Annotated in this window: 27 protein-coding genes and 1 other RNA gene; 19 read left to right on the forward strand and 9 right to left on the reverse strand. The window is 46.8% G+C overall.

The features are described 5' to 3' along the window. The 8 genes from sufC to recR all read left to right on the forward strand — a co-directional run bounded on the left by sufC (position 1) and on the right by recR (position 6,730). A complete protein-coding gene (sufC, locus tag ACYQ05_RS00955; protein ID WP_459817582.1) occupies positions 1–759 on the forward strand; it encodes a Fe-S cluster assembly ATPase SufC in 759 nt (252 codons plus the stop codon). Next, the gene (gene sufD / locus ACYQ05_RS00960; protein WP_459817583.1) at positions 725–2,086 is read left to right on the forward strand and encodes a Fe-S cluster assembly protein SufD; all 1,362 of its coding nucleotides are present in this window, start codon (positions 725–727) and stop codon (positions 2,084–2,086) included. Before sufC ends, sufD begins: the two co-directional genes overlap by 35 nt. 26 nt (positions 2,087–2,112) lie before the next feature. Continuing rightward, a complete protein-coding gene (locus ACYQ05_RS00965) occupies positions 2,113–3,354 on the forward strand; it encodes an aminotransferase class V-fold PLP-dependent enzyme (protein WP_459819020.1) in 1,242 nt (413 codons plus the stop codon). Positions 3,355–3,408: 54 nt separating this feature from the next. Next, the gene (locus tag ACYQ05_RS00970) at positions 3,409–3,570 is read left to right on the forward strand and encodes a hypothetical protein (RefSeq protein WP_459817584.1); all 162 of its coding nucleotides are present in this window, start codon (positions 3,409–3,411) and stop codon (positions 3,568–3,570) included. A 115-nt stretch (positions 3,571–3,685) separates the two neighbouring features. Next, positions 3,686–3,782: signal recognition particle sRNA small type (ffs, locus tag ACYQ05_RS00975), an RNA gene on the forward strand. A 99-nt stretch (positions 3,783–3,881) separates the two neighbouring features. Next, positions 3,882–5,771 carry a DNA polymerase III subunit gamma/tau gene (gene dnaX, locus ACYQ05_RS00980; RefSeq protein ID WP_459817585.1) on the forward strand — a complete coding sequence of 630 codons (1,890 nt, stop codon included), beginning with the start codon at positions 3,882–3,884 and terminating at the stop codon, positions 5,769–5,771. A gap of 10 nt (positions 5,772–5,781) precedes the next feature. After that, on the forward strand, positions 5,782–6,111 hold the full coding sequence (locus tag ACYQ05_RS00985; protein ID WP_459817586.1) for a YbaB/EbfC family nucleoid-associated protein: 330 nt from the start codon (positions 5,782–5,784) through the stop codon (positions 6,109–6,111). A gap of 10 nt (positions 6,112–6,121) precedes the next feature. Next, positions 6,122–6,730 carry a recombination mediator RecR gene (gene recR, locus ACYQ05_RS00990; protein WP_459817587.1) on the forward strand — a complete coding sequence of 203 codons (609 nt, stop codon included), beginning with the start codon at positions 6,122–6,124 and terminating at the stop codon, positions 6,728–6,730. A gap of 57 nt (positions 6,731–6,787) precedes the next feature. On the opposite strand, the gene ACYQ05_RS00995 is transcribed toward recR, so the two are convergent. From ACYQ05_RS00995 to ACYQ05_RS01010, 4 genes are all read right to left on the reverse strand, one after another. Beyond that, positions 6,788–7,084, reverse strand: coding sequence for a c-type cytochrome (locus ACYQ05_RS00995; RefSeq protein ID WP_459817588.1), 297 nt, complete (start codon positions 7,082–7,084; stop codon positions 6,788–6,790). Positions 7,085–7,194: 110 nt separating this feature from the next. Beyond that, positions 7,195–7,506 (reverse strand): c-type cytochrome, encoded by a 312-nt coding sequence (locus ACYQ05_RS01000; RefSeq protein ID WP_459817589.1) that lies wholly within the window; start codon positions 7,504–7,506, stop codon positions 7,195–7,197. 192 nt (positions 7,507–7,698) lie between these two features. Beyond that, positions 7,699–8,268 carry a DUF6691 family protein gene (locus ACYQ05_RS01005; protein WP_459817590.1) on the reverse strand — a complete coding sequence of 190 codons (570 nt, stop codon included), beginning with the start codon at positions 8,266–8,268 and terminating at the stop codon, positions 7,699–7,701. A 2-nt stretch (positions 8,269–8,270) separates the two neighbouring features. Then, entirely contained in the window at positions 8,271–8,870 is a 600-nt protein-coding gene (locus ACYQ05_RS01010) for a YeeE/YedE thiosulfate transporter family protein (protein WP_459817591.1), read from the reverse strand. A gap of 114 nt (positions 8,871–8,984) precedes the next feature. Here ACYQ05_RS01010 and ACYQ05_RS01015 point away from each other — a divergent pair, with 114 nt between their 5' ends. Next, the gene (locus ACYQ05_RS01015) at positions 8,985–9,167 is read left to right on the forward strand and encodes a hypothetical protein (RefSeq protein WP_459817592.1); all 183 of its coding nucleotides are present in this window, start codon (positions 8,985–8,987) and stop codon (positions 9,165–9,167) included. A gap of 3 nt (positions 9,168–9,170) precedes the next feature. Here the strand turns inward: ACYQ05_RS01015 and rsgA are convergent, their stop codons facing one another. Genes rsgA through ACYQ05_RS01030 form a run of 3 tightly spaced genes read right to left on the reverse strand, consistent with a single transcriptional unit; the run spans position 9,171 to position 11,777 of the window. Next, positions 9,171–10,151 (reverse strand): ribosome small subunit-dependent GTPase A, encoded by a 981-nt coding sequence (rsgA, locus tag ACYQ05_RS01020; protein WP_459817593.1) that lies wholly within the window; start codon positions 10,149–10,151, stop codon positions 9,171–9,173. Between the two features lie 2 nt (positions 10,152–10,153). Further along, positions 10,154–10,489: a 4a-hydroxytetrahydrobiopterin dehydratase gene (locus tag ACYQ05_RS01025; RefSeq protein ID WP_459817594.1), complete on the reverse strand. Its 336-nt coding sequence runs from the start codon at positions 10,487–10,489 to the stop codon at positions 10,154–10,156. After that, entirely contained in the window at positions 10,482–11,777 is a 1,296-nt protein-coding gene (locus tag ACYQ05_RS01030; RefSeq protein WP_459817595.1) for a M48 family metallopeptidase, read from the reverse strand. The genes ACYQ05_RS01025 and ACYQ05_RS01030 overlap by 8 nt, the downstream gene beginning before the upstream one ends. A gap of 66 nt (positions 11,778–11,843) precedes the next feature. Between ACYQ05_RS01030 and orn the strand changes: the two genes are divergently transcribed. The 4 genes from orn (at position 11,844) to ilvC (ending at position 15,702) form a co-directional block, all read left to right on the forward strand. Further along, positions 11,844–12,404, forward strand: a complete 561-nt coding sequence (gene orn / locus ACYQ05_RS01035) for an oligoribonuclease (RefSeq protein WP_459817596.1) — start codon at positions 11,844–11,846, stop codon at positions 12,402–12,404. A 74-nt stretch (positions 12,405–12,478) separates the two neighbouring features. Further along, positions 12,479–14,176 (forward strand): acetolactate synthase 3 large subunit, encoded by a 1,698-nt coding sequence (locus tag ACYQ05_RS01040; RefSeq protein ID WP_459817597.1) that lies wholly within the window; start codon positions 12,479–12,481, stop codon positions 14,174–14,176. Positions 14,177–14,180: 4 nt separating this feature from the next. Then, a complete protein-coding gene (gene ilvN / locus ACYQ05_RS01045; RefSeq protein ID WP_459817598.1) occupies positions 14,181–14,675 on the forward strand; it encodes an acetolactate synthase small subunit in 495 nt (164 codons plus the stop codon). Positions 14,676–14,685: 10 nt separating this feature from the next. Continuing rightward, entirely contained in the window at positions 14,686–15,702 is a 1,017-nt protein-coding gene (ilvC, locus tag ACYQ05_RS01050; protein WP_459817599.1) for a ketol-acid reductoisomerase, read from the forward strand. A gap of 79 nt (positions 15,703–15,781) precedes the next feature. On the opposite strand, the gene ACYQ05_RS01055 is transcribed toward ilvC, so the two are convergent. Continuing rightward, positions 15,782–16,186: a zinc ribbon-containing protein gene (locus ACYQ05_RS01055; RefSeq protein ID WP_459817600.1), complete on the reverse strand. Its 405-nt coding sequence runs from the start codon at positions 16,184–16,186 to the stop codon at positions 15,782–15,784. A gap of 61 nt (positions 16,187–16,247) precedes the next feature. On the opposite strand from ACYQ05_RS01055, the gene leuS reads away from it, so the two are divergent. Genes leuS through ACYQ05_RS01085 form a run of 6 tightly spaced genes read left to right on the forward strand, consistent with a single transcriptional unit; the run spans position 16,248 to position 23,528 of the window. Then, positions 16,248–18,716 carry a leucine--tRNA ligase gene (gene leuS / locus ACYQ05_RS01060; RefSeq protein ID WP_459817601.1) on the forward strand — a complete coding sequence of 823 codons (2,469 nt, stop codon included), beginning with the start codon at positions 16,248–16,250 and terminating at the stop codon, positions 18,714–18,716. Between the two features lie 4 nt (positions 18,717–18,720). Then, complete coding sequence (locus ACYQ05_RS01065) at positions 18,721–19,299, forward strand: LPS-assembly lipoprotein LptE (RefSeq protein WP_459817602.1); 579 nt, start codon at positions 18,721–18,723, stop codon at positions 19,297–19,299. Continuing rightward, positions 19,236–20,333, forward strand: coding sequence for a DNA polymerase III subunit delta (holA, locus tag ACYQ05_RS01070; RefSeq protein ID WP_459817603.1), 1,098 nt, complete (start codon positions 19,236–19,238; stop codon positions 20,331–20,333). Before ACYQ05_RS01065 ends, holA begins: the two co-directional genes overlap by 64 nt. A gap of 24 nt (positions 20,334–20,357) precedes the next feature. Beyond that, a complete protein-coding gene (locus tag ACYQ05_RS01075) occupies positions 20,358–21,668 on the forward strand; it encodes a DUF3422 family protein (RefSeq protein WP_459817604.1) in 1,311 nt (436 codons plus the stop codon). Between the two features lie 24 nt (positions 21,669–21,692). Continuing rightward, the gene (locus tag ACYQ05_RS01080) at positions 21,693–22,265 is read left to right on the forward strand and encodes a PhnA domain-containing protein (RefSeq protein WP_459817605.1); all 573 of its coding nucleotides are present in this window, start codon (positions 21,693–21,695) and stop codon (positions 22,263–22,265) included. 9 nt (positions 22,266–22,274) lie between these two features. Next, positions 22,275–23,528: a glutamate-5-semialdehyde dehydrogenase gene (locus ACYQ05_RS01085; RefSeq protein ID WP_459817606.1), complete on the forward strand. Its 1,254-nt coding sequence runs from the start codon at positions 22,275–22,277 to the stop codon at positions 23,526–23,528. On the opposite strand, the gene ACYQ05_RS01090 is transcribed toward ACYQ05_RS01085, so the two are convergent. Further along, positions 23,522–24,175 carry a DNA-J related domain-containing protein gene (locus ACYQ05_RS01090; protein ID WP_459817607.1) on the reverse strand — a complete coding sequence of 218 codons (654 nt, stop codon included), beginning with the start codon at positions 24,173–24,175 and terminating at the stop codon, positions 23,522–23,524. The two genes, ACYQ05_RS01085 and ACYQ05_RS01090, sit on opposite strands and share 7 nt — an antisense overlap. Positions 24,176–24,200: the final 25 nt, after the last annotated feature.

A 24,200-nucleotide genomic window follows, 5' to 3' on the forward strand; every position in this document is an offset into this window, starting at 1 on the left:
ATGTTATTAGAAGTGAAAGATCTACATGCACAGGTGGATGATAAAGAGATTTTAAAAGGGCTGAACCTTGAAGTTAAAAAAGGAGAGGTGCACGCCATTATGGGGCCTAATGGCGCAGGGAAAAGCACCTTTGCCAATGTGTTAGCCGGGCGTCCAGAGTATGAGGTCACAAAAGGGTGTGCTTGTTTAGAAGGTGAAGATTTATTGGAACTGGATCCTGAAGAACGCGCACGTAAAGGGCTGTTTTTAGCGTTCCAATATCCCGTGGAGATTCCGGGTGTTAGCAATAAGCTATTTATGCAAACAGCGGTGAATGCTGTGCGAGAAGAGCGTGGATTACCGCCTTTGGATATGTTTGATTTTGATGCCTATGCGCAAGAGAAGATTGAGATGCTCAATATGCCGAAAGATCTGTTGGATCGTTCGGTCAATGTCGGCTTCTCTGGTGGTGAGAAAAAACGCAATGATATTTTGCAGATGGCGCTGTTAGAACCGAAATTGGCGATTTTGGATGAAACCGATTCGGGCTTGGACATTGATGCTTTGAAAGTGGTGGCCAATGGGGTCAACAGCATGCGCAGTGATGAGCGCGGTTTTATTGTGGTGACGCACTATCAGCGACTACTCGATTACATTAAACCGGATGTTGTCCATGTATTTTATGATGGCCGCATTGTGAAAACAGGCGGCTTTGAATTGGTGCACGAGTTGGAGGAGAAGGGCTATGACGACATTATCCAGCAGCACCAAGCACAGTAATTTATTGAAAGGTGACGTGCAGCCGGTCAAAATGAGTCCGGTGGCACAAGCGGCGGTTGAGCGCGTGTTGCAGATGAGTGAAGCGGTCAATCCTTTACTGGACAAACAGACCGCTTTATACCAGAAGGCAAAAGCGCGGTTTGCAGCTTTAGGTTTTCCGACGCAAAAATGGGAAGACTGGAAATACACCCGTTTAACCCAATTTTTGCAGCAGACCTTTGCATTGCCAATGGCCAAAATCACGCTGTCGATTAATGATATTGAACCTTTTTTACCGGATTTTTCTGTCTATAGTTTGGTGTTTGTCGATGGGCAGTTTGCCGACACCTTATCGGATGACTTGCCAGAAGGGGTTACCTTCAAATTAATGTCACCGACGGCGTCGCCGGAGCAGGATTGGCTGGCAGATGCAGAGGACTTTTTGGCGGAACCTTTTTCCGCATTGAATCTGTTGTTGGCTCAATCGGGGGTGCAGCTAGAGGTGGCGCCCAATACCCAAGTGGATTTGCCTATTTTCATTTTGCATGTGCAAACCCAAGCGGAGAGCAGTGTTCAACTCCACCATCAACTGCGTGTAGGGCATGGCGCTGAAGTGCAGTGGATGCAAGAGACGGTCGCTTTAGCTGAGGCGCAATCGGTTTGGACCAATGTGGTCAGTGAAATTGAAATAGGCGAAAATGCACACGCGCATCAGTTGATTTTGCAGCAGTTACCTGAAAGCCACTATTACTTTGAAACGCAATATATTGCCCAAGCAAAACAGAGTCATTTTAGAACCCATTATGTCGCCACAGGCGCGGCGCTGTCTCGTCACCAAAACCATCTATTAATGGCGGAGACTTCAGCAGAGACCATTCAAAACAGCGCCTGCATTGCCAGTGGTCAGCAGCTCATGGACAGCCGTACCGATACCATTCATGGCAGTTCCCACGGTTTAAGTCGTCAGTTGCATAAATATGTGTTGGCAGGCGAATCGACTGGTGTCTTTGATGGCATGATTTATGTAGATCGAGGGGCGATGAAAACCGACGGCCAGATGGACAATAAAAATTTAATTTTATCCAATGCGGCGAAAATGGATGCCAAGCCTAAATTGGAAATCTATGAGGATGATGTGAAGTGTTCGCATGGTTCCGCAACGGGGCAGATGGATAAGGATCAGATCTTTTATCTGCAAGCGCGTGGCATTAAACGCCCAGAGGCGATAGCCTTAATTACCCAAGCCTTTGCCATGGAGCCTCTGGAAGATGTTCAGGCGCTAGAGATGAAACAGTTGGCTCAAAATGCGATCCAGCAAAAGTTACAAACATTGGATGGGTTAGGTTAATGGCGGGAGCAGATTTGCAGCAGACAATGGATCCTCAAACATTAGAGTTGGAAGCAGAATTTGAGTCTTGGCGTGAACAGTTTCCTATTCTACAGCAAACGGAAAATGGTCAGCCACTGGTCTACTTAGATAGCGGCGCTACCTCACAAAAACCGCTATCGGTGATTGATGCCATTACGCGTTACTACACCGAGCAAAATGCCAATGTGCACCGCGGCGTTTACGGGCTCAGTGAACGTGCCACCACGCTTTATGAAGGGGCTCGGGAGACTGCACGCCAATTTATTAATGCAAGCTCGACAAAAGAGATCGTCTTTGTGCGTGGGACGACCGAAGCGATTAATCTCGTTGCTTTCTCATGGGCCAGAACGTTTCTTGAAGCGGGTGATGAGGTGTTGATTACGGAAATGGAGCACCACTCTAATATTGTGCCTTGGCAGCTTTTGCGTGATCAGTTTGGTATTCACCTCAAGGTGCTGCCAATGAATGATCGAGGAGAAGTGTGCATTGAAGCGATGAAAGGGATGATGACGCCTCGTACCAAACTGGTCTCAGTAGTGCATATGTCTAATGCACTAGGGACGATTAATCCAGTGAAAGAGATGGCGGAAGTGGCTCATCAATTTGGCGCCAAAATTTTGGTCGATGGCGCGCAATCTGTGCCGCATATGCCGATTGATGTGCAGCAGATGGACTGCGACTTTTTTGCCTTTTCCGGGCACAAAATGTATGGGCCGACCGGTATTGGTGTACTTTATGCTAAAGAAGCGATTTTAGAGTCTATGCCGCCTTATCAAGGGGGTGGAGATATGATCTATTCCGTCACGTTTGATAAGACCGAATACAATGTTTTGCCCTACAAGTTTGAAGCGGGTACGCCAAATATTGCGGGCGCGATTGGCTTAGCGGCGGCTATGGAGTTTATGAATCAAGTCGGACGAGAACGTATTGCCGTTTATGAACAGGCCTTACTGGATTATGCCACTCAAAAATTAAGTGCGATCGAAGGGTTACGCATCATCGGTGAAGCTGAGCAGAAAGGGGGGGTCATCTCTTTTGTGATTGAAGGCGCGCACCCGCACGATTTGGCCACACTGATGGATCAAGATGGCATTGCGGTGCGAGCCAGTCACCACTGCGCCATGCCGGTCATGCAGCATTTCAATGTGCCTGCAACCGTTCGCGCATCTCTTGGTCTCTATAATAATCGACAAGACATTGATCGCATGGTGGAAGCTATTGAAGAAGCGTTGGAAATGCTGCAGTAATCGACCCAAGTGAGCGTAAATTCCGTGATCCAAAAGTCCAAAAGGAAGGGTGAGATGCTTTGGAAAGAGAAGGTCATAGAGCGTTGGAATTGGTTAGAGTCCTATCAAAAATGGTTTCTGATCATTGTGAGCATTCTTTTTCCTTTAGGATTGATTTACCCCCCTATCATGGATCTGCTTAAAATCCCTTTTGCCTTGATCGCTTGTCCTGCTTAGAGAAAATTTAAAATTGGGCAAGTTGCCTAAAACTTTTGCCACATCTTTTTATTGGATTGATGGCTTATCTCTAGACTTGCACTAGGGATTCCTCTATAATGCCATTTGGTAGCGCTATCCGTCCCCTTGCGACGATAGGCTGGGAACCCCGCCAGGTCCGGAAGGAAGCAACGGTACCAGCTGATTCGTGCGCCAAGGTCAGGCGGGTAGAGCTGCCTCCTTTTCCTATTTTATACAGCCCATTTCCTTCCCCTATCGTTTGCTAAAATCCGTTACAATAAGGACTCTTTAATCAATCTGTGGTATCCGGCGTGAGCTATATTGCACTGGCCAGAAAGTGGCGACCTAAAAATTTCTCTGAATTGGTCGGACAGACCCATGTGATGCAGGCTTTAGCAAATGCATTGGATCAGAATCGTTTGCACCATGCCTATCTGTTTACCGGCACTCGCGGCGTGGGGAAAACCACCATTGCACGGATATTTGCCAAAGCTTTAAATTGTGAACAAGGGGTCAGTTCTCATCCATGTGGGGAATGTCGTACCTGTCGCTCTATTGATGAAGGGCGGTTTGTCGACTTAATCGAGGTGGATGCTGCTTCGCGCACCAAGGTCGAGGACACGCGTGAAATTTTGGACAATGTGCAGTATGCCCCGACGCAAGGGCGCTATAAAGTCTATCTGATTGATGAAGTACATATGCTCTCCAAAAGCAGCTTTAATGCCTTGCTGAAAACATTGGAAGAGCCCCCCGAGCATGTGAAATTTCTATTGGCCACCACCGATCCGCATAAGTTGCCAGTCACGGTACTTTCCCGTTGTTTGCAGTTTAATTTAATGCGTCTGACCGTGCCGCAGATTCAGCAACATTTAGCCAATGTTCTACAGCAAGAGCAGATTCCCTTTGAAGCGCCCGCATTGGCCATGATTGCCAAAAGTGCCGATGGCTCCATTCGAGACAGTTTAAGTCTTTTGGATCAGGCCATTGCCTATGGTGGGGGTACAGTGAAGCGTGAAGCCGTTCAGGCGATGCTGGGTTTGGTAAGTCAAGATACGCTCCATCAGATTTTACAGGTGTTCGTTGCGCGTGATGCGCAGCAGGTCAGTGATTTAATGGTGGATTTAAGTCTGCGCGGGGTGAATTATGAACAACTTTTGGCAGAGCTGATTGAAGCGTTGTATGAAATTAGCCGCATTCAAGTTTTAGGGCACAGCACATCTGAAAATTCATCGCAGAGTCTTCAATCCTTTGCGCAACAGTTACCGCCGCAAAATGTTCAGATGCTTTATCAAATGGCACTCTTGGCGCGGCAAGACTTAAAATGGGCGCCGGATGCGCGGATTGGCTTTGAAATGGCGATGTTACGCATGGTGGCTTTTGAACTGCCGGAATATTCAACAAACCCAATACAGCAAACTATTTCTGTCGAAAATGCCAAAATTCCCAGTCCTGCGGTCAAGGTGACAAAGACGCCTACGCAACCAAAGGCAGAGGATTCCCATTCGGGCGCAACGGTCGAAGCAGACGTTGCAGATTTACCGGGAATGGCGGCCATGCAGCAATTGCAGGCGATAAAAGCAAAACAGAAAGATAAAGAAGAAGCGGCTGAGCCGCACTCTTCCAGACAAAACAGAGCGCCTCAACAGGCAGAACCTGCAGATGAGCGTAGAGAGGTGGCTGCACAACCTGTGGGAAAGTCTTTTGAAACCGTTGAAAAAGCGCGTGTAGCATCTCCTGAAGCGGCCCCTTTTTCAGCGCCAATGCCGGATAGCGTAGATGCGTTGTGTCAAACCCTGTCACCCCAACCAGTTCAACAATGGCTCTCCTTAATTGAGCGCGCGCAATTGGAGGGCATGGCAGCGGAATTGGCGCGTCAAAGTTTGTTGCTCAAACTGGATCTTGAGCAGAAACAGCTCTTTTTGTCTGTGCAGCAGTCTGAAGCGAAAACGGAACTCGCCCAAGCACGGTTAGAAGAAGGGTTAAATGCGTATTTGATGCAAACTTATGGAGAGGCTTTTCAAATTATTTTTTGTGAAGCGAAAACGGGAGATGTAGGACTCACTCCCGCCCAATGGCAGGCGCAACAGCAGCAAAATAAGCAAGAAGCAGCAAAACAAGCTTTTTTACAGGACCCTTTTGTGCAGCAGTTTCAACAGCTGTTTGCGGCAAAAGTGATTGAAAGTTCGATACAAGCAAAATAAAGGAGACAGTATGTTTGGTGGAAAAGGTGGATTGGGCAATTTAATGAAGCAAGCCCAAGAGATGCAGAAAAATTTAAAAGCGGCCCAAGATGAGATTGCCAAAATGGAAGTGACCGGTGAAGCGGGCGGCGGTCTGGTCAAGGTGACCATGACCGGTAAACATGAGCTGGTAAAAGTCGAGATTGATGACAGCTTAATGGATGATAAAGAGATGCTAGAAGATTTGATAGCGGCGGCTGTTAACAGTGCAGTGCGCAAGGTGGAAGAAGTTTCGGCTGAAAAAATGGGTGGACTTGGAGAAGGATTGAATCTACCTGGTGGAATGAAGCTGCCATTTTAAGTTGTCTTCAATGGAACAGAGTCCTTTAGTTCAACAGTTAATTGAGGCATTTTCTGCCTTACCTGGGATTGGCCCAAAGTCTGCTCAACGGATCAGCTATGCGCTGCTTGAGCGTAATCGTACAGCAGGCTTGCAACTGGCGCAAGCCTTAGAGCAGGCGATGAAGCAGGTCGGTCATTGTGAACAGTGTCGGACCTTTTCTGAAGCGCCACTGTGTACGATTTGCCAAAACCCTAAGCGTCAGAATGGTCAGCTCTGTATTGTGGAAAGCCCAGCCGATATTTTAGCCATTGAACAGTCAGGAAGCTATCAGGGACAATACTTTGTGTTAATGGGACATCTATCGCCCATCGACGGTATTGGTCCTGAGGCACTAGGACTGGATAAATTAGAGCACCGCCTACAACAAGCATCCGCCGATGAGGCGATAGAAGAGCTCATACTGGCGACGAATCCAACGGTAGAGGGGGAAGTGACCGCACACTATATTCATCAAATGGCGCAACGATTACAGTTGACCGTCACCCGTTTGGCCCAAGGGATACCGATGGGCGGCGAACTGGAATATGTTGACAGCGGCACCCTTTCACAAGCCTTTGCAGGGCGTAAGCCGTTATAAGCATGCTTTTAATAAAGAGTTGCGCTAGGTAACTATCTGTTGCTCGCCGCTTTGACTTTATTGAGCCTTTTGTTGGCTAAAATAAATGGCTAAATCATGAATTTCCTGATCGCTTAGACCTTTTGAGAAGCTACGCATGACTGGATCAGGCCGTAAGCCACTGCGGAAATCTTTCAGCTGTTTTTCTAGATATTGGGCGTGTTGTCCAGCCAGTTTAGGGTAGGTAGGGACTAGGCTGTTACCATCTTGTCCATGGCAGCCGATACATAAATTTAGTTTGGCAGGTGTTTCTGAAGCAACGACGGGCGCCGAAAGCACGCTGCTGGCAAGGGCAATAAGGAGTAATTTTTTCATAGGGTTATCCTCTTAATCAACTGTTACATTAAATCTTAAAAATTTAATCAGGTCAATAAAAAAACCGCCAGCAGGCGGTTTTCTCTTACACTGAATGCGATAATAATCGATTAGTTAAGTGTCGCAACATAAGCTGCGATGTTTTCAATGTCTGCGTCAGATAGACCCGCAGCCATTGGAGCCATCATAGAGGTCATAGGCCCAACTTGTTTACCTGCTTTGTAATCGTGAAGCTTTTGAGCGATATCCGCAGCAGGTTGTCCCGCAAGCTTAGGACCAACACCACCTTCACCATTTGCCCCATGACATCCAACACAAGTAGATGAGTAGGTTGCTTGGCCAGCAGCGGCATCTCCTGCATTCGCAGCAGAACCGAAAGAAATTAAAGCAGTTGCAGACATTGCAATTAGTAGTTTTTTCATTTTGTACTCTCCTAGCACGTTTAAAAAAAGTAAATCAATTTTTCATCGACCTAGGTAAGATTACACTCAATTTGCCGATCAAGATCAAGCATAGATGATGAAGTAATACTTACATGGTCGTTTATTTTATGAAGAAATTATGACAATGCAAAGCTTTAATTATCATAATTTCCTTTAAAAGGATTTAATACCTTATCGTAGCCGCTCTGGTAGCTTTTTGGCTAGATAGATAAAGAGTAATCCTATGATTAACGCAGTGACCGTTCCAGGTAAGAAAGTGACCAGATGATGGTACTCGTTTCCATGACGTGTCACGCCAGCAGCAAGGGTGGTTTTCCCGCCTAAAATAGCCATCTTATATAAGATGGTGTCTTTGAGACTGTCAAAGCTGAGTGCAAACAGGTATGCGCCGACTAACCCGCCAAGGACATACACGATGGCGTCTTTTCGACCTTCACCCATGGCGGCCACAGAAGTCCCTGGACAAAGTCCACCTATGGCAAAACCGAGTCCAAAAATCAGACCGCCGACAAACACGCCTAAATAGGCAGCTTTGACGCTAAAATGGGCTTGACCTGGGAAAATGGCATTGTAAAGAAAGACGATAATGGTGGCGACGCCAATGGCAAGTAAAATTTCTTTGGCCAGTTTGAGATCGGTCAGTGTGAGCATATCAATAATGCGAGTCGGGTTGGTGGCGCCGATGCGTTGTAATACATATCCAAAGCTCCCACCTAAAAGAATGGCTAAGATAATTTCCATGATTATTCTCCTTGATCCTTTTTATTAGAAGTGCCATAAAGAAAAATGGCTGTGGGAATGGCAGCAGCAAAGACACCAATGGCAAAAATGTAACCGCTGACAGCAGTTTGTAACATACCGCTAATCATATGGCCAGAAGTACAACCGCCGGCGAGGCGCGCACCATAGAGGGCTAACACGCCGCCGATAAAGGCAAAAGCAAAACGTAATGCGGGCTTATAGCCATATTTACGGCGAAAAGCTTCGGGGACGATCTTGTCTTCTTTGCTGGTACGAGGGCCGCCAGTGATGGAGGCGATTAAGGCACCAATAATCATAGACAGCACAAAGACATAGCTATAATTGATAGGATTTTCTGCACTGCGAGCATAGCTTGCACGGGCTTTATTAATATAGCCATTGGGGCTGGTCAGTACTTTTTTGCCATCGACCACTTTTTCTTGAACGATATCTGGATCCAAGGCTTTCCAAATGATGGTGTCGGTGACGACGAACTGAGTTGAAACCCCAATCGGTTTGACTAAAATAACGGCTAAAGCAGCAAGTATTCCTAAAAATAATCCGCCCTTTAGCCAACTAAACTCACCGGCTTTATCTGCCATGATATCCTCCTTTCTAAGGGTTTGAGACTTTTAAAGGTCTCCGAAATTTTATAACTCATTCATTATATAGGAATATACTGATACATTATATTGAATATTTAGAGGAAGTAATAAATGATTTTTATTAGATTATGGATTTTAGTTTTGGTCGCCTCAGCCGTGAGTTGGTTGGTGTTGCGGGTGATGAATAAACCACGCCCTTTTCTTTATATCTTGCTGTTCTGGATGTTGTTGATCTTTGGCTCGATGGGAATTGTCTATGGTGTTTCGATTTGGTATACCTCAGGGCAGACCTAAGGCTTAGGGGGCGTCAGCAAAAGCTTGGCGCAGTCTTTGGAAACTGCGGTAGCGGCTTTCTGCAATTTCTCCATTTTCTACTGCTTGGCGAATGGCACATCCCGGTTCCACAGTATGCGTGCAGTTATGAAACTTGCATTGTCTTAAAAAAGGATGAAAGTCCGGATAGGCCTGTTCCAAGGCTTCTAAACTGCAAGGGTGGGGGGTGAATTCACGCACACCTGGGGTATCAATGAGATTGCCCCCTTCAGGTAGGTGGTAGAGAATGCTGTGGGTGGTGGTGTGTTTGCCCAGTCCTGACTTTTCAGACAACTCATTGATTTTAACTTCAATATCTGGAATCAAGGCTTGGATTAAAGAAGATTTGCCTGCGCCGGAAAGGCCGACAAAGACGCTGTTTTTTTGTTTCATGGCCTCAGCAAGAGAAGGCATGCCTTCGCCAGTCAGCGTGGACACTGGAAAGATAGGGATTTCTAATTCATCATAAGGCAGCAGTAATTCGGCCACCGCTTCCCAGTCAGCTTCAGATTGCAGCAGATCAATCTTATTCAGAATAATAAAGGCAGGCAAGTCGAGTTGATGTGCCGCGACTAAGTAACGGTCAATCATATCCGGATGGACGCCGGGCTCCACAGGGGTAACAATGCCGATTTGGTCGATATTGGCGGCCACCATGCGTGTTTGCCCACGAAAACCGGGACGGCTCAATTCATGTCGTCTAGGTTGGAGTTTAACCACTACGCCGGTATTCGGTTCAATATCGGGCTGCCAAAATACCTCATCACCCGCCACCAGCTTGCCTAGATGTTGGCGAACGGCACAGTTGTGAAGCTGTCCATCCCGGTCCTCTACGAGTACCCGCTTACCGAAGTTGGTGATGACCAGTCCCGGTTGGAGTTGGGAGGCATCCAGTGTGCGATCGGTGGCAATGCGATGCGACTGAACACGCGCTTGCTGCTGTTTAGAGAGTTTGCGTTTGCCCAAAATTATGCCTCAAGCAGTGTATCAATTTTAGCGGCCATAATGAGGTCATTCATTGAGAGCCCCTTGATGTCGTGAGTTGTCAGAGTGACTTTGCATTGATTGTAGCCAAAGCAGATTTCAGGGTGGTGATCCTCTTTATGTGCCACCCAGGTGATTGCATTGACAAAAGCGACGGTTTGATAATAGTTTTTAAATTGAAAAGTTTTTTCAAGAGACTGATAGTTTAAAGGTACTTCCCAACCCTTAAGCACACTCATATAGCTCTCAATGGTGGGGATAATTAAGGGTTTATCTTTAGGGTTGATAGGTTCACATTTTGCAGAGAGTAAATCAATCATTATCCTTAGCTCCTTTTTGCGCTTCTTTTTCTGCGTCTTGTGTCATCGATTTTAAATGGTCAATACGAATTTTAGCGGGCGGATGGCTGTCATGCCAAGCTGAGTACCAAGGATCAGGTGTCAGCGTACTGGCATTGTCTCGATACATTTTGAGCAATGCTGAAGTTAAAGCATCGGCACTGGCATGTTTGGCAGCAAAAGCATCCGCTTCGAATTCATTTTGGCGGCTTTTAATAGCAAAAAACGGGGCTAAAAAGAAGAAAAGTACAGGGACTGCAGTCATAAAGAGCAGCAGTGCGGCGGCTGGGGTCTCTGTCGTCATGCCCAAGCCTTCAAAAAAAGCGGGCTGATGGGCCAACCAGTTTAAGAGATAAAAACCAATTAAACTAATAATTGCAGAAAGCAGCAACTGTTTGCGGATATGGCCATGTTTAAAGTGGCCAAGTTCGTGTGCGAGCACAGCTTCCACCTCTTCAGGCGTTAGGCTTTCAAGCAGTGTGTCATAGAAGACAATGCGCTTATTTTTGCCCATACCGGTAAAGTAGGCATTCCCATGACCTGATCTCGAAGAGCCATCCATCACATAAATACCATTGGATTTGAAGCCAGTGCGTTGCAGAAGCTTTTCAATACGCTGCTTCATTTCCCCCTCTTCTAATGGCGTGAATTTATTGAAGAGAGGTGCGATCCATTTTGGGTAGGCCCAAAGGATAAATAGGTTAAAGGCCATCCATACGAGCCAAGTATAAAACCACCAGCCGCTGTCAAAATAGGCATTCATCAAGGTTAGAATCACCCACAGCAGCGGAACGCCTAGCACCAGCATGAGCGCCCAACTTTTCAGTAGGTCGCTGACCATTTTCATGGGCGTCATTTTGTTAAAGCCATAGGTCTCTTCAATTTTAAAAGTGGAAATAATCGAGAAGGGCAGCTGTAGGAGTGAAAGGAACCACAACGAGGAGATAATAAAGCCGATATCTTGCCAAATGGGGGCAAGTGTTGTTTGTCGCCAGAAATTATAGATCTCTTGGAAACCGCCGCTAAGGGTCATTAAGACTAATATCGCAGCATCAAAAAAGAGGGCGTAGCGGGCGAGTCGCAGTTTGTCTCTTGAGTAGTCTGCTGCTTTTTGGTGCGCTTCTAAAGAGATGGATTGTGCAAATTCTTCCGGCACTTGATGGCGATGCAGGCCAATATGGAATTGGTTTTTGATATTTAGGAACACCTCAATTCCAAGGTTAAGGAAGAGGGCAGTTAGAAAAAGGGTAGTCATCAGTTCAGGCGTCATATTTTTTGAGCTTCTCGTTATTTCAGGTTTAGAATAGGCATATTGTAGATGAATTAGGAGGATAAGATGAAGTCTGAGAACCATTTAATTTGGATTGACTTGGAAATGACCGGTTTGGATCCCAAAGCGGACTCCATTATTGAGATAGCGACAGTGGTGACCGATTCTGAACTGAATATCGTTGCAGAAGGCCCCGTGATCGCCATTCAAACGCCACAAGAGAAGCTGGATGCGATGGATGAGTGGAACCAACAACATCATAGTCGTTCAGGATTAATTGAGCGCATCCAAAAAAGCACCATTTCTATGGCAGAAGCGGAACAGCAGACGTTGGATTTTTTAGCGCAGTATGTGCCAAAAGGAAAATCACCGATGTGCGGTAATAGCATCTGTCAAGACCGTCGCTTTTTGGTTGAAGAGATGCCAACTTTAGAAGCGTTTTTTCATTACCGAAATCTGGATGTGAGTACCTTAAAAGAGTTGGCGCGACGTTGGGCGCCTGAAGTCTATAGTGGCCATACTAAGAAAGGCGCGCATTTGGCGCTGGATGACATTTTAGAGTCGATTGATGAATTGAAATATTATCGTCAGCATCTGTTTGCAGAAAAGTATCACGCCAAAGCGTAAATTCTAAATTTATTAATCTAATTTGGACTATAATAAGAAGCTTTCTTTTTTATTAAATATGGAGGACCATTGTTGTGGAATTAACTGGTGCCCAAATCCTAATTAAGTATCTAGAGGATGAGGGTGTAGAGCACATTTGGGGGTATCCTGGAGGCGCTGTTTTGCCCATCTATGATGCCCTAGATACTGACGCTAAGCATCTGAAGCACATCTTAGTCCGTCATGAGCAAGCTGCTGTGCATGCAGCAGATGGTTATGCTCGCTCTACAGGTAAGCCAGGAGTGGTGCTTGTAACTTCCGGTCCAGGTGCGACCAATGCTGTCACAGGCATTGCAACCGCCTATATGGACTCTATTCCTATGGTGGTGATTACCGGTCAGGTGCCTGTACCTATGATCGGTTTGGACGCCTTCCAAGAGATTGATACCGTCGGAATTACAAGACCCATTGTTAAACACAACTTCTTGGTCAAGGATGTTGATGATCTCGCATTGACGCTCAAAAAAGCGTTTTATATTGCGACCACGGGTAGACCCGGCCCAGTGGTGATTGACATTCCTAAAGATATCCAAAACGCCAAAAGCACTTACGAATATCCACAAGAAGTGACGTTACGCTCCTATCAGCCTGTAACAAAAGGACACAGTGGACAGATCAAAAAAGCCGTGGAGTTGATGAAAACTGCTGAACGCCCCATCTTATATACCGGCGGCGGTGTGGTGCTGGGAGATGCCTCGGAAGAGTTGGTGCAATTAACGCGTAAACTCGGATTTCCGATTACCAATACCTTGATGGGATTGGGTGCTTATCCCGCCACCGATAAACAGTTTGTGGGGATGTTGGGGATGCACGGTACCTATGAAGCCAACTTGGCGATGCATCACAGCGATTTGATTATTGCAATTGGCGCGCGTTTTGATGATCGTGTGACGGGGAATTTGGAAAAATTCTGCCCAGATGCGAAAGTCATTCATGTGGACGTTGATCCGGCTTCTATTTCTAAAAATGTTCAAGTGGATGTCCCGATTGTGGGGCCGGTGAAGCAGGTGCTCGCCGAGATGAATCAGTTGGTGGACAGCGGTTTTGAAATGGACCACCCTGAAGCACTGGAGGCATGGTGGGAGAAAATCGAAACTTGGCGTGCAACCGACTGTTTAAAATATGACACCTTAGGTAAAAAGATTAAGCCACAAGCTGCCGTTGAAGCCGTTTATGAAGTGACAAATGGTGAGGCTTATGTGTCATCAGATGTGGGGCAACATCAGATGTATGCCGCTCAGTACTATAAATTTGATAAGCCGCGCCGCTGGATTAATTCTGGTGGCCTAGGGACTATGGGCTTTGGTTTGCCGGCGGCAATGGGTGCACAGATGGCACATCCGGATGCCACCGTTGTTTGCATTACTGGTGAAGGCTCTATTCAGATGAATATTCAAGAGCTTTCCACTTGTTTGCAGTACGGGTTGCCGGTGAAAGTGGTCTGTTTAAATAATGGTTATTTAGGCATGGTGCGTCAATGGCAGGAGTTCTTCTATGATCGCCGTTACTCCATGTCCTATATGGACTCTCTGCCCGATTTTGTTAAGTTGGCAGAAGCTTATGGCCATATTGGGGTGCGCATTGAAGATCCAGCAAAACTGAAAGAACAGTTGGCAGAAGCTTTCTCGCATAAGGATCGCTTTGTGTTTATTGATATTATGACCGACCAGATGGAAAATGTTTACCCCATGGTTCCAGCCGGCGCGGGCTTAGATGAAATGATTTTGGTGTAACAAGATGAAACATGTAATTTCAATGCTAATGGAAAATGAATCCGGTGCGCTTTCAAGAGTGGCCGGGCTATTTTCTGCGCGGGGCTATAATATTCATGCGCTCACCGTCGCACCGACTGAGGATGACTCTATGTCACGCCTCACGCTGGTCACTTCTGGCTCTAAACAGCAGATTGAGCAGATTGTGAAGCACTTAAATCGCCTTATTGATGTGATCAAGGTGTTGGATCTTTCAGAAGGTCGTCATATTGAGCGTGAATTGATGCTGATTAAGTTGGCGGCGACAGGCGCTAATCGAGAAGAATTTAAGCGCTTAGTGGATATTTTCCGCGGCACGATTGTGGATGTGACGCCAACAATCTATACGGTGCAGATGGTCGGTGAGAGCACAAAATTAGATGCTTTTATTGATGCGATTGACCCTGCGTTGATTTTAGAAACGGTCCGTTCAGGCACAGTGGGTGTCTTACGCGGTGAAAAATGTTTAACATTAAACTAAGGAAAAAAAGATGAACGTTTATTACGATAAAGATTGCGATCTTTCCATTATTCAAGGCAAGAAAGTCGCCGTTATTGGTTTTGGTTCTCAAGGACATGCCCATGCTGCAAACCTACAAGATTCAGGTGTCGATGTGACGGTGGGCTTGCGTCCAGGTTCTGCTTCGATTAAAAAAGCAGAAGGCTATGGCTTGAAAACAGCCGATGTTGCCACCGCTGTTCAAGGTGCTGATGTGGTGATGATTTTGACGCCAGATGAGTTCCAATCAACGCTTTACAAAGCAGAAATTGAGCCCAATATCAAAGAAGGGGCGGCTTTGGCATTTGCACATGGTTTTGCCATTATCTATAACCAAATCGTTCCACGTAAAGATTTAGATGTCATTATGATTGCGCCTAAAGCGCCAGGACACACTGTGCGTTCAGAATTTGTGCGCGGCGGTGGGATTCCTGATTTAATCGCCGTTGAGCGAGACGCTTCCGGTCAAGCTTTGGAAATTGCCAAATCTTATGCGTCAGCCATTGGCGGTGGTCGTACTGGGATTATTGAAACCACCTTCCGTGAAGAGTGTGAAACAGATCTCTTTGGTGAGCAAGCAGTGCTTTGTGGAGGCGCGGTTGAGTTGGTGAAAGCAGGCTTTGAAACTTTGGTTGAAGCCGGTTATGCACCAGAGATGGCCTATTTTGAGTGTTTGCACGAGCTGAAGTTGATTGTGGACCTTATGTTCGAAGGCGGTATTGCCAATATGAACTACTCCATCTCAAACAATGCTGAGTATGGGGAATATGTCACCGGTCCTAAGGTTATCAATGAAGAGTCACGTCGTGCGATGCGTGAAGCTTTGGCCAATATTCAATCCGGTGAATATGCGAAGCAGTTCATTTTAGAAGGTCAAGCTGGCTATCCATCCATGACTGCACGTCGTCGTCAAAATGCGGAACATGGCATTGAAGTGGTGGGCGAAAAATTGCGTGCAATGATGCCTTGGATTACTGAAAATAAAATCGTCGATCAAGAAAAGAACTAAGCGTTTTGTGTCTTGATTGACAAAAAAGCCCTGCCAATTTTGGCAGGGCTTTTTTTATGTTTGGATGGCTAGCCGGTATTTACTGTTTGCTTTGCTTCTCTTTCTGTTTGCGATGCTTTTTCGCCTCTTCCATGGCTGCGGTCAGCCGTAATCGAAGAATGGCTAACTGGGTAGGATCTGCCAAGCTTAACGCCTTCTCTTCTAAATACTTTTCAAGGACAGGAATGTCCATCTCTAAGAATTCATGAATGCCTTGGTTTACATCATTTAAATATTGCGCTAACTCTTGAATGTCTGCTTTTAAGTCATTACGTACTTGAGCCAGCTCTTCTTCGGTCAATTCGCCTAGAGTTGAGGCTTTATATTCCACTTTATCAATCAGCTTGACCAGCTCATCCCAGCTTTTATGTTCAAGTGTTTCCAGTTCTTGTTTTGCCTTATGCAAAATTTGGCTATAGGCATGCATGAGTTTATTCTCGGCCATTTTTTCACCTGCTATATAATATAATGATTTAATTTAAACCTGATGGAATCATTGTACTACCATGACCAACGAATACCAACCTAAAACCATTGAAAGTGAAATCCAGCAAATCTGGGAAGAAAACAAAGTTTTTGAAGTCAAAGAAGATCCAGATAAAGAGAAGTTTTACTGCCTTTCCATGTTCCCTTACCCGAGCGGTAAACTGCATATGGGGCATGTGCGTAATTACACCATTGGCGATGTCATCAGCCGTTATCAACGAATGCAGGGCAAAAATGTCTTGCAGCCAATGGGGTGGGATGCTTTTGGATTGCCTGCAGAAAATGCCGCCATGCAACATAAAGTGGCGCCTGCTAAATGGACTTATGAAAATATTGCCTATATGCGTAACCAGCTCAAGGAGTTGGGATTAGGCTATGATTGGAGCCGCGAGATTGCCACCTGCCATCCAGATTACTATAAATGGGAGCAGTGGTTGTTTACCCGTTTAATGGCCAAAGGCTTGGTCTATCGCAAAATGTCAGTGGTGAACTGGGATCCCGTCGATCAAACGGTTTTGGCTAATGAGCAAGTCATTGACGGCAAAGGGTGGCGTTCCGGTGCACCTGTTGAGCGTAAAGAGATTGCGCAGTGGTTCTTAAAAATTACCGATTATGCAGAAGAGCTGCTACAAGATTTAGACAAATTAGAGGGCTGGCCTGAGCAGGTCAAAACCATGCAGAAAAACTGGATCGGCAAATCGACCGGTTTGCAGATCGCCTTCCCGGTTGCCAAAGGCATCACTTCAGAAGAACCGCTAAAAGTCTATACCACGCGTCCTGATACCTTGATGGGTGTGACCTATGTGGCGATTGCAGCCGAGCACCCTTGGGCGAAAAAAGCGGCCGTGGACAATGAGCCTTTAGCGCAGTTTATTGAAGAATGCTCGCATATTTCCACCGCAGAAGCGGATATGGAAAAGATGGAGAAAAAAGGGGTCGATACCGGCATTCGCGTCAAACATCCGATCACCGGTGAAGAGATTCCCGTGTGGGCAGCCAACTTTGTGTTAATGGGCTATGGAACCGGGGCGGTGATGTCGGTACCTGCCCATGATGAACGCGATTGGGCGTTTGCGCGCAAATATGGTTTGCCGATGAAAGTAGTTATTGCCCCTTCAGGAACAGAAATCCCTGATGTTTCAGAACAAGCCTATACGGAAAAAGGCATTCTCGTCAATTCGGGGGAATTTAATGGCCTGCGTTCGGAAGAGGCGCTAGAGGCGTTTGCGAAAAAATTGGGTGAACTGGGCTTGGGTGAGAAGCAGGTGAACTACCGACTGCGTGACTGGGGCGTCTCTCGCCAACGCTATTGGGGCTGCCCAATTCCGGTCATCTACTGCCCGGCTTGTGGCGCGCTCCCCGTTCCTGAAAAAGATCTGCCCGTCAAATTACCTGAAGATGTCATTCCAGATGGCAGTGGTTCACCTTTAGCCAAAATGGATAGTTTTAAAAATTGTACGTGTCCCCAATGTGGTGGCCCAGCGAAGCGGGAAACAGATACCTTTGATACCTTCGTTGAATCGAGCTGGTACTATGCGCGCTATACTTCAAAAGACAATGATCAAGCGATGTTAGATGAGCGGGCGGATTACTGGCTGCCGGTGGATCAATATATTGGTGGGATTGAACATGCGATTTTGCATCTGCTCTATGCGCGATTCTTCCATAAATTGATGCGAGACGAAGGGTTGGTGCACTGTGATGAACCCTTTGAGAACCTGTTGACCCAAGGGATGGTGTTATTGGATGGCGCTAAAATGTCCAAATCCAAAGGCAATGTGGTGGATCCGCAAGCGCTGATTGAACAGTATGGCGCCGATACCGTTCGTCTCTTTATTATGTTCGCAGCCCCTCCAGAGCAGAGTTTAGAGTGGTCCGATAAAGGGGTTGAAGGGGCACATCGCTTCTTGAATCGTGTGTGGCGTCAGGTGCAAGAGCATGTGGCACAAGGAGCCGTATCAGCGTGTCAAACGCAGGAAGGGTTGGAAAAAGCAGCCAAAGCGCTGCGTCTCAAAGTGCATCAAACATTACAGAAAGTGACAGACGATATGGGACGCCGCATGCACTTTAATACAGCAATTGCGGCCTGTATGGAGCTGATGAATGAGATCGGTAAGTTTAAGCCACAATCAGAGCTGGACCGCCAAGTGATGCAAGAAGCGTTGGAGATGTTGGTATTGATGCTTTCGCCGATGGTGCCTCATATCACCCAGAAATTATGGGAAGCCTTAGGCAAACAGGGCTTAATTTTGGATCACGCTTGGCCGCAGGTGGATGCGTCAGCGCTGGTGCAGGAGGATATGGAACTGATGGTGCAGGTGAACGGCAAACTGCGAGGCAAAATTCAAGTGCCGGTGGATGCAGAGAAAGCGGACATTTTGGCTGCGGCGAAGGCGGCAGAAGGGGTGCAGAAATACACCGAAGGCAAAGAGATTGTCAAAGAGATTGTTGTGCCTGGTCGTTTGGTCAATTTAGTGGTGAAAGGCTAATCGTATGCAACAAACGCTGAGAGCAGGCATCGTGATTGGGCTTTTTTTGACGCTGGCTGCCTGTGGGTTTCACTTGAGGGGGCTCGATCAAAATGGACAGATTCGACCCTTAGCCTTTTCAACACTGAAAATCGAAGCGACGGAAGCGGTCGATGGCCGTTTATTGCAGCAGTTCAAACAGCGTCTGGTCGCCCAAGGGGTGCAACTGGTCGCCTCAGAGGCACAAGCCCAAGCGGTATTGAAACTCTCAGCGACGCAGTTTCAACGAATCACCACGGCTAAAGATGGCAATGGGGATGTCACCGCAGAGCTGTTAAAGTTGCAACAGCCTTTTGCTTTGATTGCAGTCGCCTCTGGCAAAACCGTGGTTCAAGGCGCAGCAGTCAGCTATCGTGACCGCAGTATTGATCCCAATGCATTACTGGCGGCAGAACGAGAGTTGGCTTCACAAAAAACTTTAATGCGGCAGGAAGTGGTGCAGCAGATTTTACAAAGATTGAGTGAAATCACACCGCAAAAATGGCAAAAAATGTCAGAATCCCCAGTCCTGCCTGCCAACCAATCGACCACACCAGCGCAATGATTCAAGCGCCCGCTTTTATTCAGCAACTCCAATCAGGTCAGCACCGACCGCTGGCCATCTACTTGCTGTTTGGGGAAGAGCCGTTGTATCAAAGGGATGCGAAAGATGCCCTTTGGCAATTTTTGCAGCAGCAGGGTTATCTTCAGCGGGAACGATTTGAGGTGGATGCGCAATTTGATTGGCAGGGGCTACAGATGGAAACCCAGGCAGGCAACCTCTTTTCCAATCAGCGCGTGATTGAGTTAGAAATGCCTAAAGGCACGCCCGGCAAGGCGGGTACGCAATTTATCCAGCAGTGGTGCGAACAACATCGACAGGACGAGCCGCCTGAAATCGTAATGCTGATTCGCTGCGAAAGATTGGATGGTCGGCAGCTAAAATCCAAATGGGTGCAGGCGATAGAGGCCGCTGGTTTAGCGGTGCAAGCCAAGCCTATCGAGGCACGACAACTGCCAAATTGGTGCCGTCAACGCGCCGAGCATTATGGACTCACGCTTTCCTATGATGCGGCCATGGCGCTCGCTCAGCGCGTGGAAGGGAATCTATTGGCAGCAGATCAAGCATTGCAAAAGCTGCAATTGCAGTTTGGTGAAGGCGCAACGCTCAATGATGTGCAAATTGAAGAGAGCGTGGCGGATCAAGCGCATTATCAGCTGTTTGCACTGTCGGATGCCCTGCTGCAAGGACGACAATCGGAGGCGATGCAAATTCTACACCGCCTAAAGCAAGAGGGCATTGAAGCACCTGTGGTTTTGTGGCTCTTGGCGAAAGAGATTCGGCTTTTATACAGTTTGGCGCAAGCACAACAGCAACAAGGTGCTGCGGGCATGGCGCAGTTGTTTAAACAGCATCGAATTTGGCAATCTAAACAGCAAGCCTATCGACAAACGCTACAGCGACATCCAGCAACGCTTTGGGCGCAATTGTTGAGTTTGGCTTTACAAGCCGATTTACAGATCAAAGGCGTGCAATCGGCGCAACCCGAAGCCGTTTGGTTAATTTTACAGAAAATGGTTGCACAGATGAGTGCATAACTTAATAACGTTAAAGGTGGTTTTATGTTAGTGGTTCCCTTGCCTAAGCAGCAACAGTCTATGGAGCAGATTGAAAAAATCATCCACAGCCATGCCTATGAGGCAATTGAAAAAGGCGAAGTGGTTTCGGTTTTGGTGATGCGTACCTATCCTTCACAACGCCCAGATGAAGAGGCGCATTTTGATGTATTGGCCAAATCTTTTCCGGAAAACCCGAGCCATGATAAACAGTTGACCAGCCATCTGATCATTTTTCAGGATTTTAAAATCAAAATGAATCAGTTTGATGAGTTGACCGTTTATGAAATCATCGGCCCTAAGGCTAAGGCAGAAGAGCAAGGGCAAGTGATTCCGCCGCTCTCGCTTTTGCCTGCGCATTGGGTGAAAGAGATTCCGGGCGTGTTGATCAGTGCATTTTTTATCGATATTCGCCATTGTGAATGTAATACCCAAGAGATTCCCGTCGAAGAGTATTGTCACTATTTAGCCGCGAAGCGTCAGTTTGGTGGCTTTTATGGTAAAAATAAATTGATGATGGTGACCAGTTTAAGGCGGGATGAAACCGGCACCATTCCTTTTATTGTTGCGGTAGGTGAAAATGTTTCTACGCTTGAATTAGGGCGTTTTATCAACCGTTTGGTGATGCTGAATGCCTTCTATATGGCCGCCTTGACTTTTTTAACTGAACGAAAAAATCTAATGGCGAAGGTAGATTACTTTGATGCTGAGTTGCGTAAAGTTTCCTTAGAACTGGAAGATCAGCTGGAAAAATATAGCGATGAGTCGATTTATAAGCGGCTGACAGAACTTTCGGTACAGATTGAAAATTTAGATACTCAATCTCACCGATTGTTGCATACAACACGAGAATATATTTCATTGGTTAAAGGCCTATTCAAATTGATTCAAGAAGAGCGCTTAGCAGAAGTTGAATCCTTCCAAAATTTTGTTTTAACCATGCTAGAGCCCATTGACCGTTCAAATCAACTCTTAATGAGTTTGATCAGCTCATTAAATAAAAAAGTGTTTCAGCAGAATGAGTTGGTGCGCTCAAGAATTGATATTCGCTTAGAACAGCAGAACCAAGAAATTTTTAATGAGTTAAAATATCAGGCGAAAAAGCAGATTCAGTTACAAGAGACGGTGGAAGGATTTTCCGTCGCCGCGATCTCATACTACAGCGTCAGCCTGCTCGGCTATGGCTTAAAATCCTTGCCGCATGAGTTTTTGCTGGGGCTTTCGGTAGATGTGTGGAAAGGGATTGCCGTACCTATTGTGGTCATCGCCACTTTCTGGAGTATGCAAAAAATTAAAAGAAAATTTGGTTTAGATTAGTTTAGATTACAAAAAGGAAAGCAAATGTCCGTTGAACAACAATTACAAGAACGCAGTGGTCACAAATGTGAATTGTGTGGTGCCGAAGACAATTTAAGTGTCTATGCAGTCAGCCCTTCTGATGGCAGTGCAGAGCAGTCTATTTTGGTGTGTGAGACGTGTCGTGACCAAATTGAAAATCCAGACAAAATGGATCCAAACCACTGGCGCTGTTTAAATGATTCTATGTGGAGCCAAGAGCCCGCCGTGCAAGTGATGGCTTATCGTTTATTGCACCGAATTGCGTCAGAAGGTTGGCCTCAAGACCTTTTAGATATGATGTATCTAGAAGAAGAGGTGAAAAATTGGGCGGAAGCGGGTATGGAAACAGAAGAAGAGGATGATCGCGAACCGACCCGAGACAGCAATGGCACCATTCTGCAAGAAGGGGATAATGTGACCTTGATTAAAGATTTGGATGTCAAAGGGGCAGGCTTTACTGCCAAGCGTGGCACCATGGTGCGCGGGATTCATTTGACCGATGACCCCAAACATATCGAAGGGAAAATCAACGGCGTTCAGCTGGTTCTAGTGGCTGAATATATGAAAAAAGCGTAAGGAGGACAGATGTCTGTTCAAGACTACATGATCCAACTGGGCAAGCAGGCACGTGCGGCGTCTCGTCAATTGCTTAAGGCGCAAACGGCGCAAAAAAACCAAGCCCTCTTGGCGATTGCAGATGCCATTGAAGCGCAAAAAGCGCAGCTGCAAGCTGAGAATCAAAAAGATTTGGACGCAGGCAAAGCCAACGGGCTCAGTGATGCGATGTTAGACCGCTTGGCGCTCTCTGATAAAGTGATTCAAAGCATGGTCGAAGGGTTGGCGCAAATCGCTGCCTTGCCGGATCCGGTCGGACAGGTTTCAGAGATGGCCTATCGTCCTTCAGGCATTCAGGTTGGTAAAATGCGGGTGCCTTTAGGGGTGGTGGGCATTATTTATGAATCACGCCCCAATGTGACAGTCGATGCTGCCGCTTTGTGCTTAAAATCGGGGAATGCCGCCATTTTGCGTGGCGGTTCAGAAGCGATTCACTCCAATCAAGCCCTAGCGCACTGTATTCAAGCCGGCCTGAAAGCCGCCAACCTACCCGAAACCTGTGTACAAGTGGTGAAAACCACTGACCGCGAAGCAGTGGGGCAGTTGATTGCGATGCCGGAATATGTGGATGTGATTATTCCACGCGGCGGTAAAGGGCTAATTCAACGCATTTCTGAAGGCGCACGGGTGCCGGTGATTAAACATCTGGATGGTATCTGTCATGTCTATATTGATGTAGATGCCGATCCTGAGAAAGCGATTAAGGTGGCGGACAATGCGAAAACCCACCGCTATGGGGTCTGCAATGCCATGGAGACCTTACTGGTAGCAGAAGCCAAAGCCGCAGAAGTGTTGCCACCTTTAGCGGAAATTTATCAGCAAAAAGGGGTCGAGTTGCGCGGGTGTGACAAAACACGTGCTATTATTGAGGCCAAGCCGGCGATAGACGAGGATTGGGCCACTGAGTATCTTGCCCCCATCTTATCGATCCGAGTGGTTGAGGATGTGCAAGCGGCGATGGATCATATCGCGCAATACAGTTCGGGTCATACTGAGTCGATTGTCACCGAAAACTTCACCACCGCACGTCAGTTTTTGGCAGAAGTCGATTCCAGCTCCGTGATGGTGAATGCCTCTACCCGTTTTGCAGATGGCTTTGAATACGGCTTGGGCGCAGAGATTGGCATCAGTACCGATAAGTTTCATGCACGCGGGCCGGTCGGGCTAGAAGGGCTCACCTCGCAAAAATGGATTGTGCTGGGGGACGGCACCATTCGTCAGTAAGTCTGCAGCACCTCATAGGCTTCTAAGACTTGCTGAAATGCGGCGGCAGATCCGCCCTTATCGGGATGGGTCTGCTGGCGCAATTGGCGAAAGCGCTGTTTAAGGGTCTGCTGATCAAAATCCGGCTCTAGTGCAAACAGTGTAAGTGCTTGTTGATAAGCCATGCCTTTTTGACGACGCAGTGATGGCCGATGCATAAAGGTACGCCAAAAGTCTTCCAGCAACGACTTCACCTCATCGCTTTGTGTTTGATAGTAGGCCGAAAAGTCTAAATAGTAGGCTTTTAAAGGGTCAAAAGCGCTGAGATCGGCATCTGTTGAGAGCAGGACTGGGGATTTTGACACATTTTCGCCTGTTTTAAAGCAATCGAAATGAATGTCCAAAACATGAATATGCAGCTGTCCTTTGCCTTGCTCAGCCCAGCGGTTTTGCAGGCGATAGAGCAGATGAAACAGCATAAAATGGGCTTGAAACAGCGTCAGTTCATCCTGACCCAAATCAAACTGAGCATAGCCGGCTTGTGATAAAGTTTTTAACAGGTCATACTCCTTGAGCGGGTGAGCGCTTTGTGTAATGGTTTGCCAAATCAATTGCTCAAGTTCGGTGGAAATATGAGGTTCTGTCAAAGATTCCGTTTGAAGCGTCATTATTCTGTCCAAATTATGTTATTAA

It is taken from the genome of Galenea microaerophila (assembly GCF_054657255.1).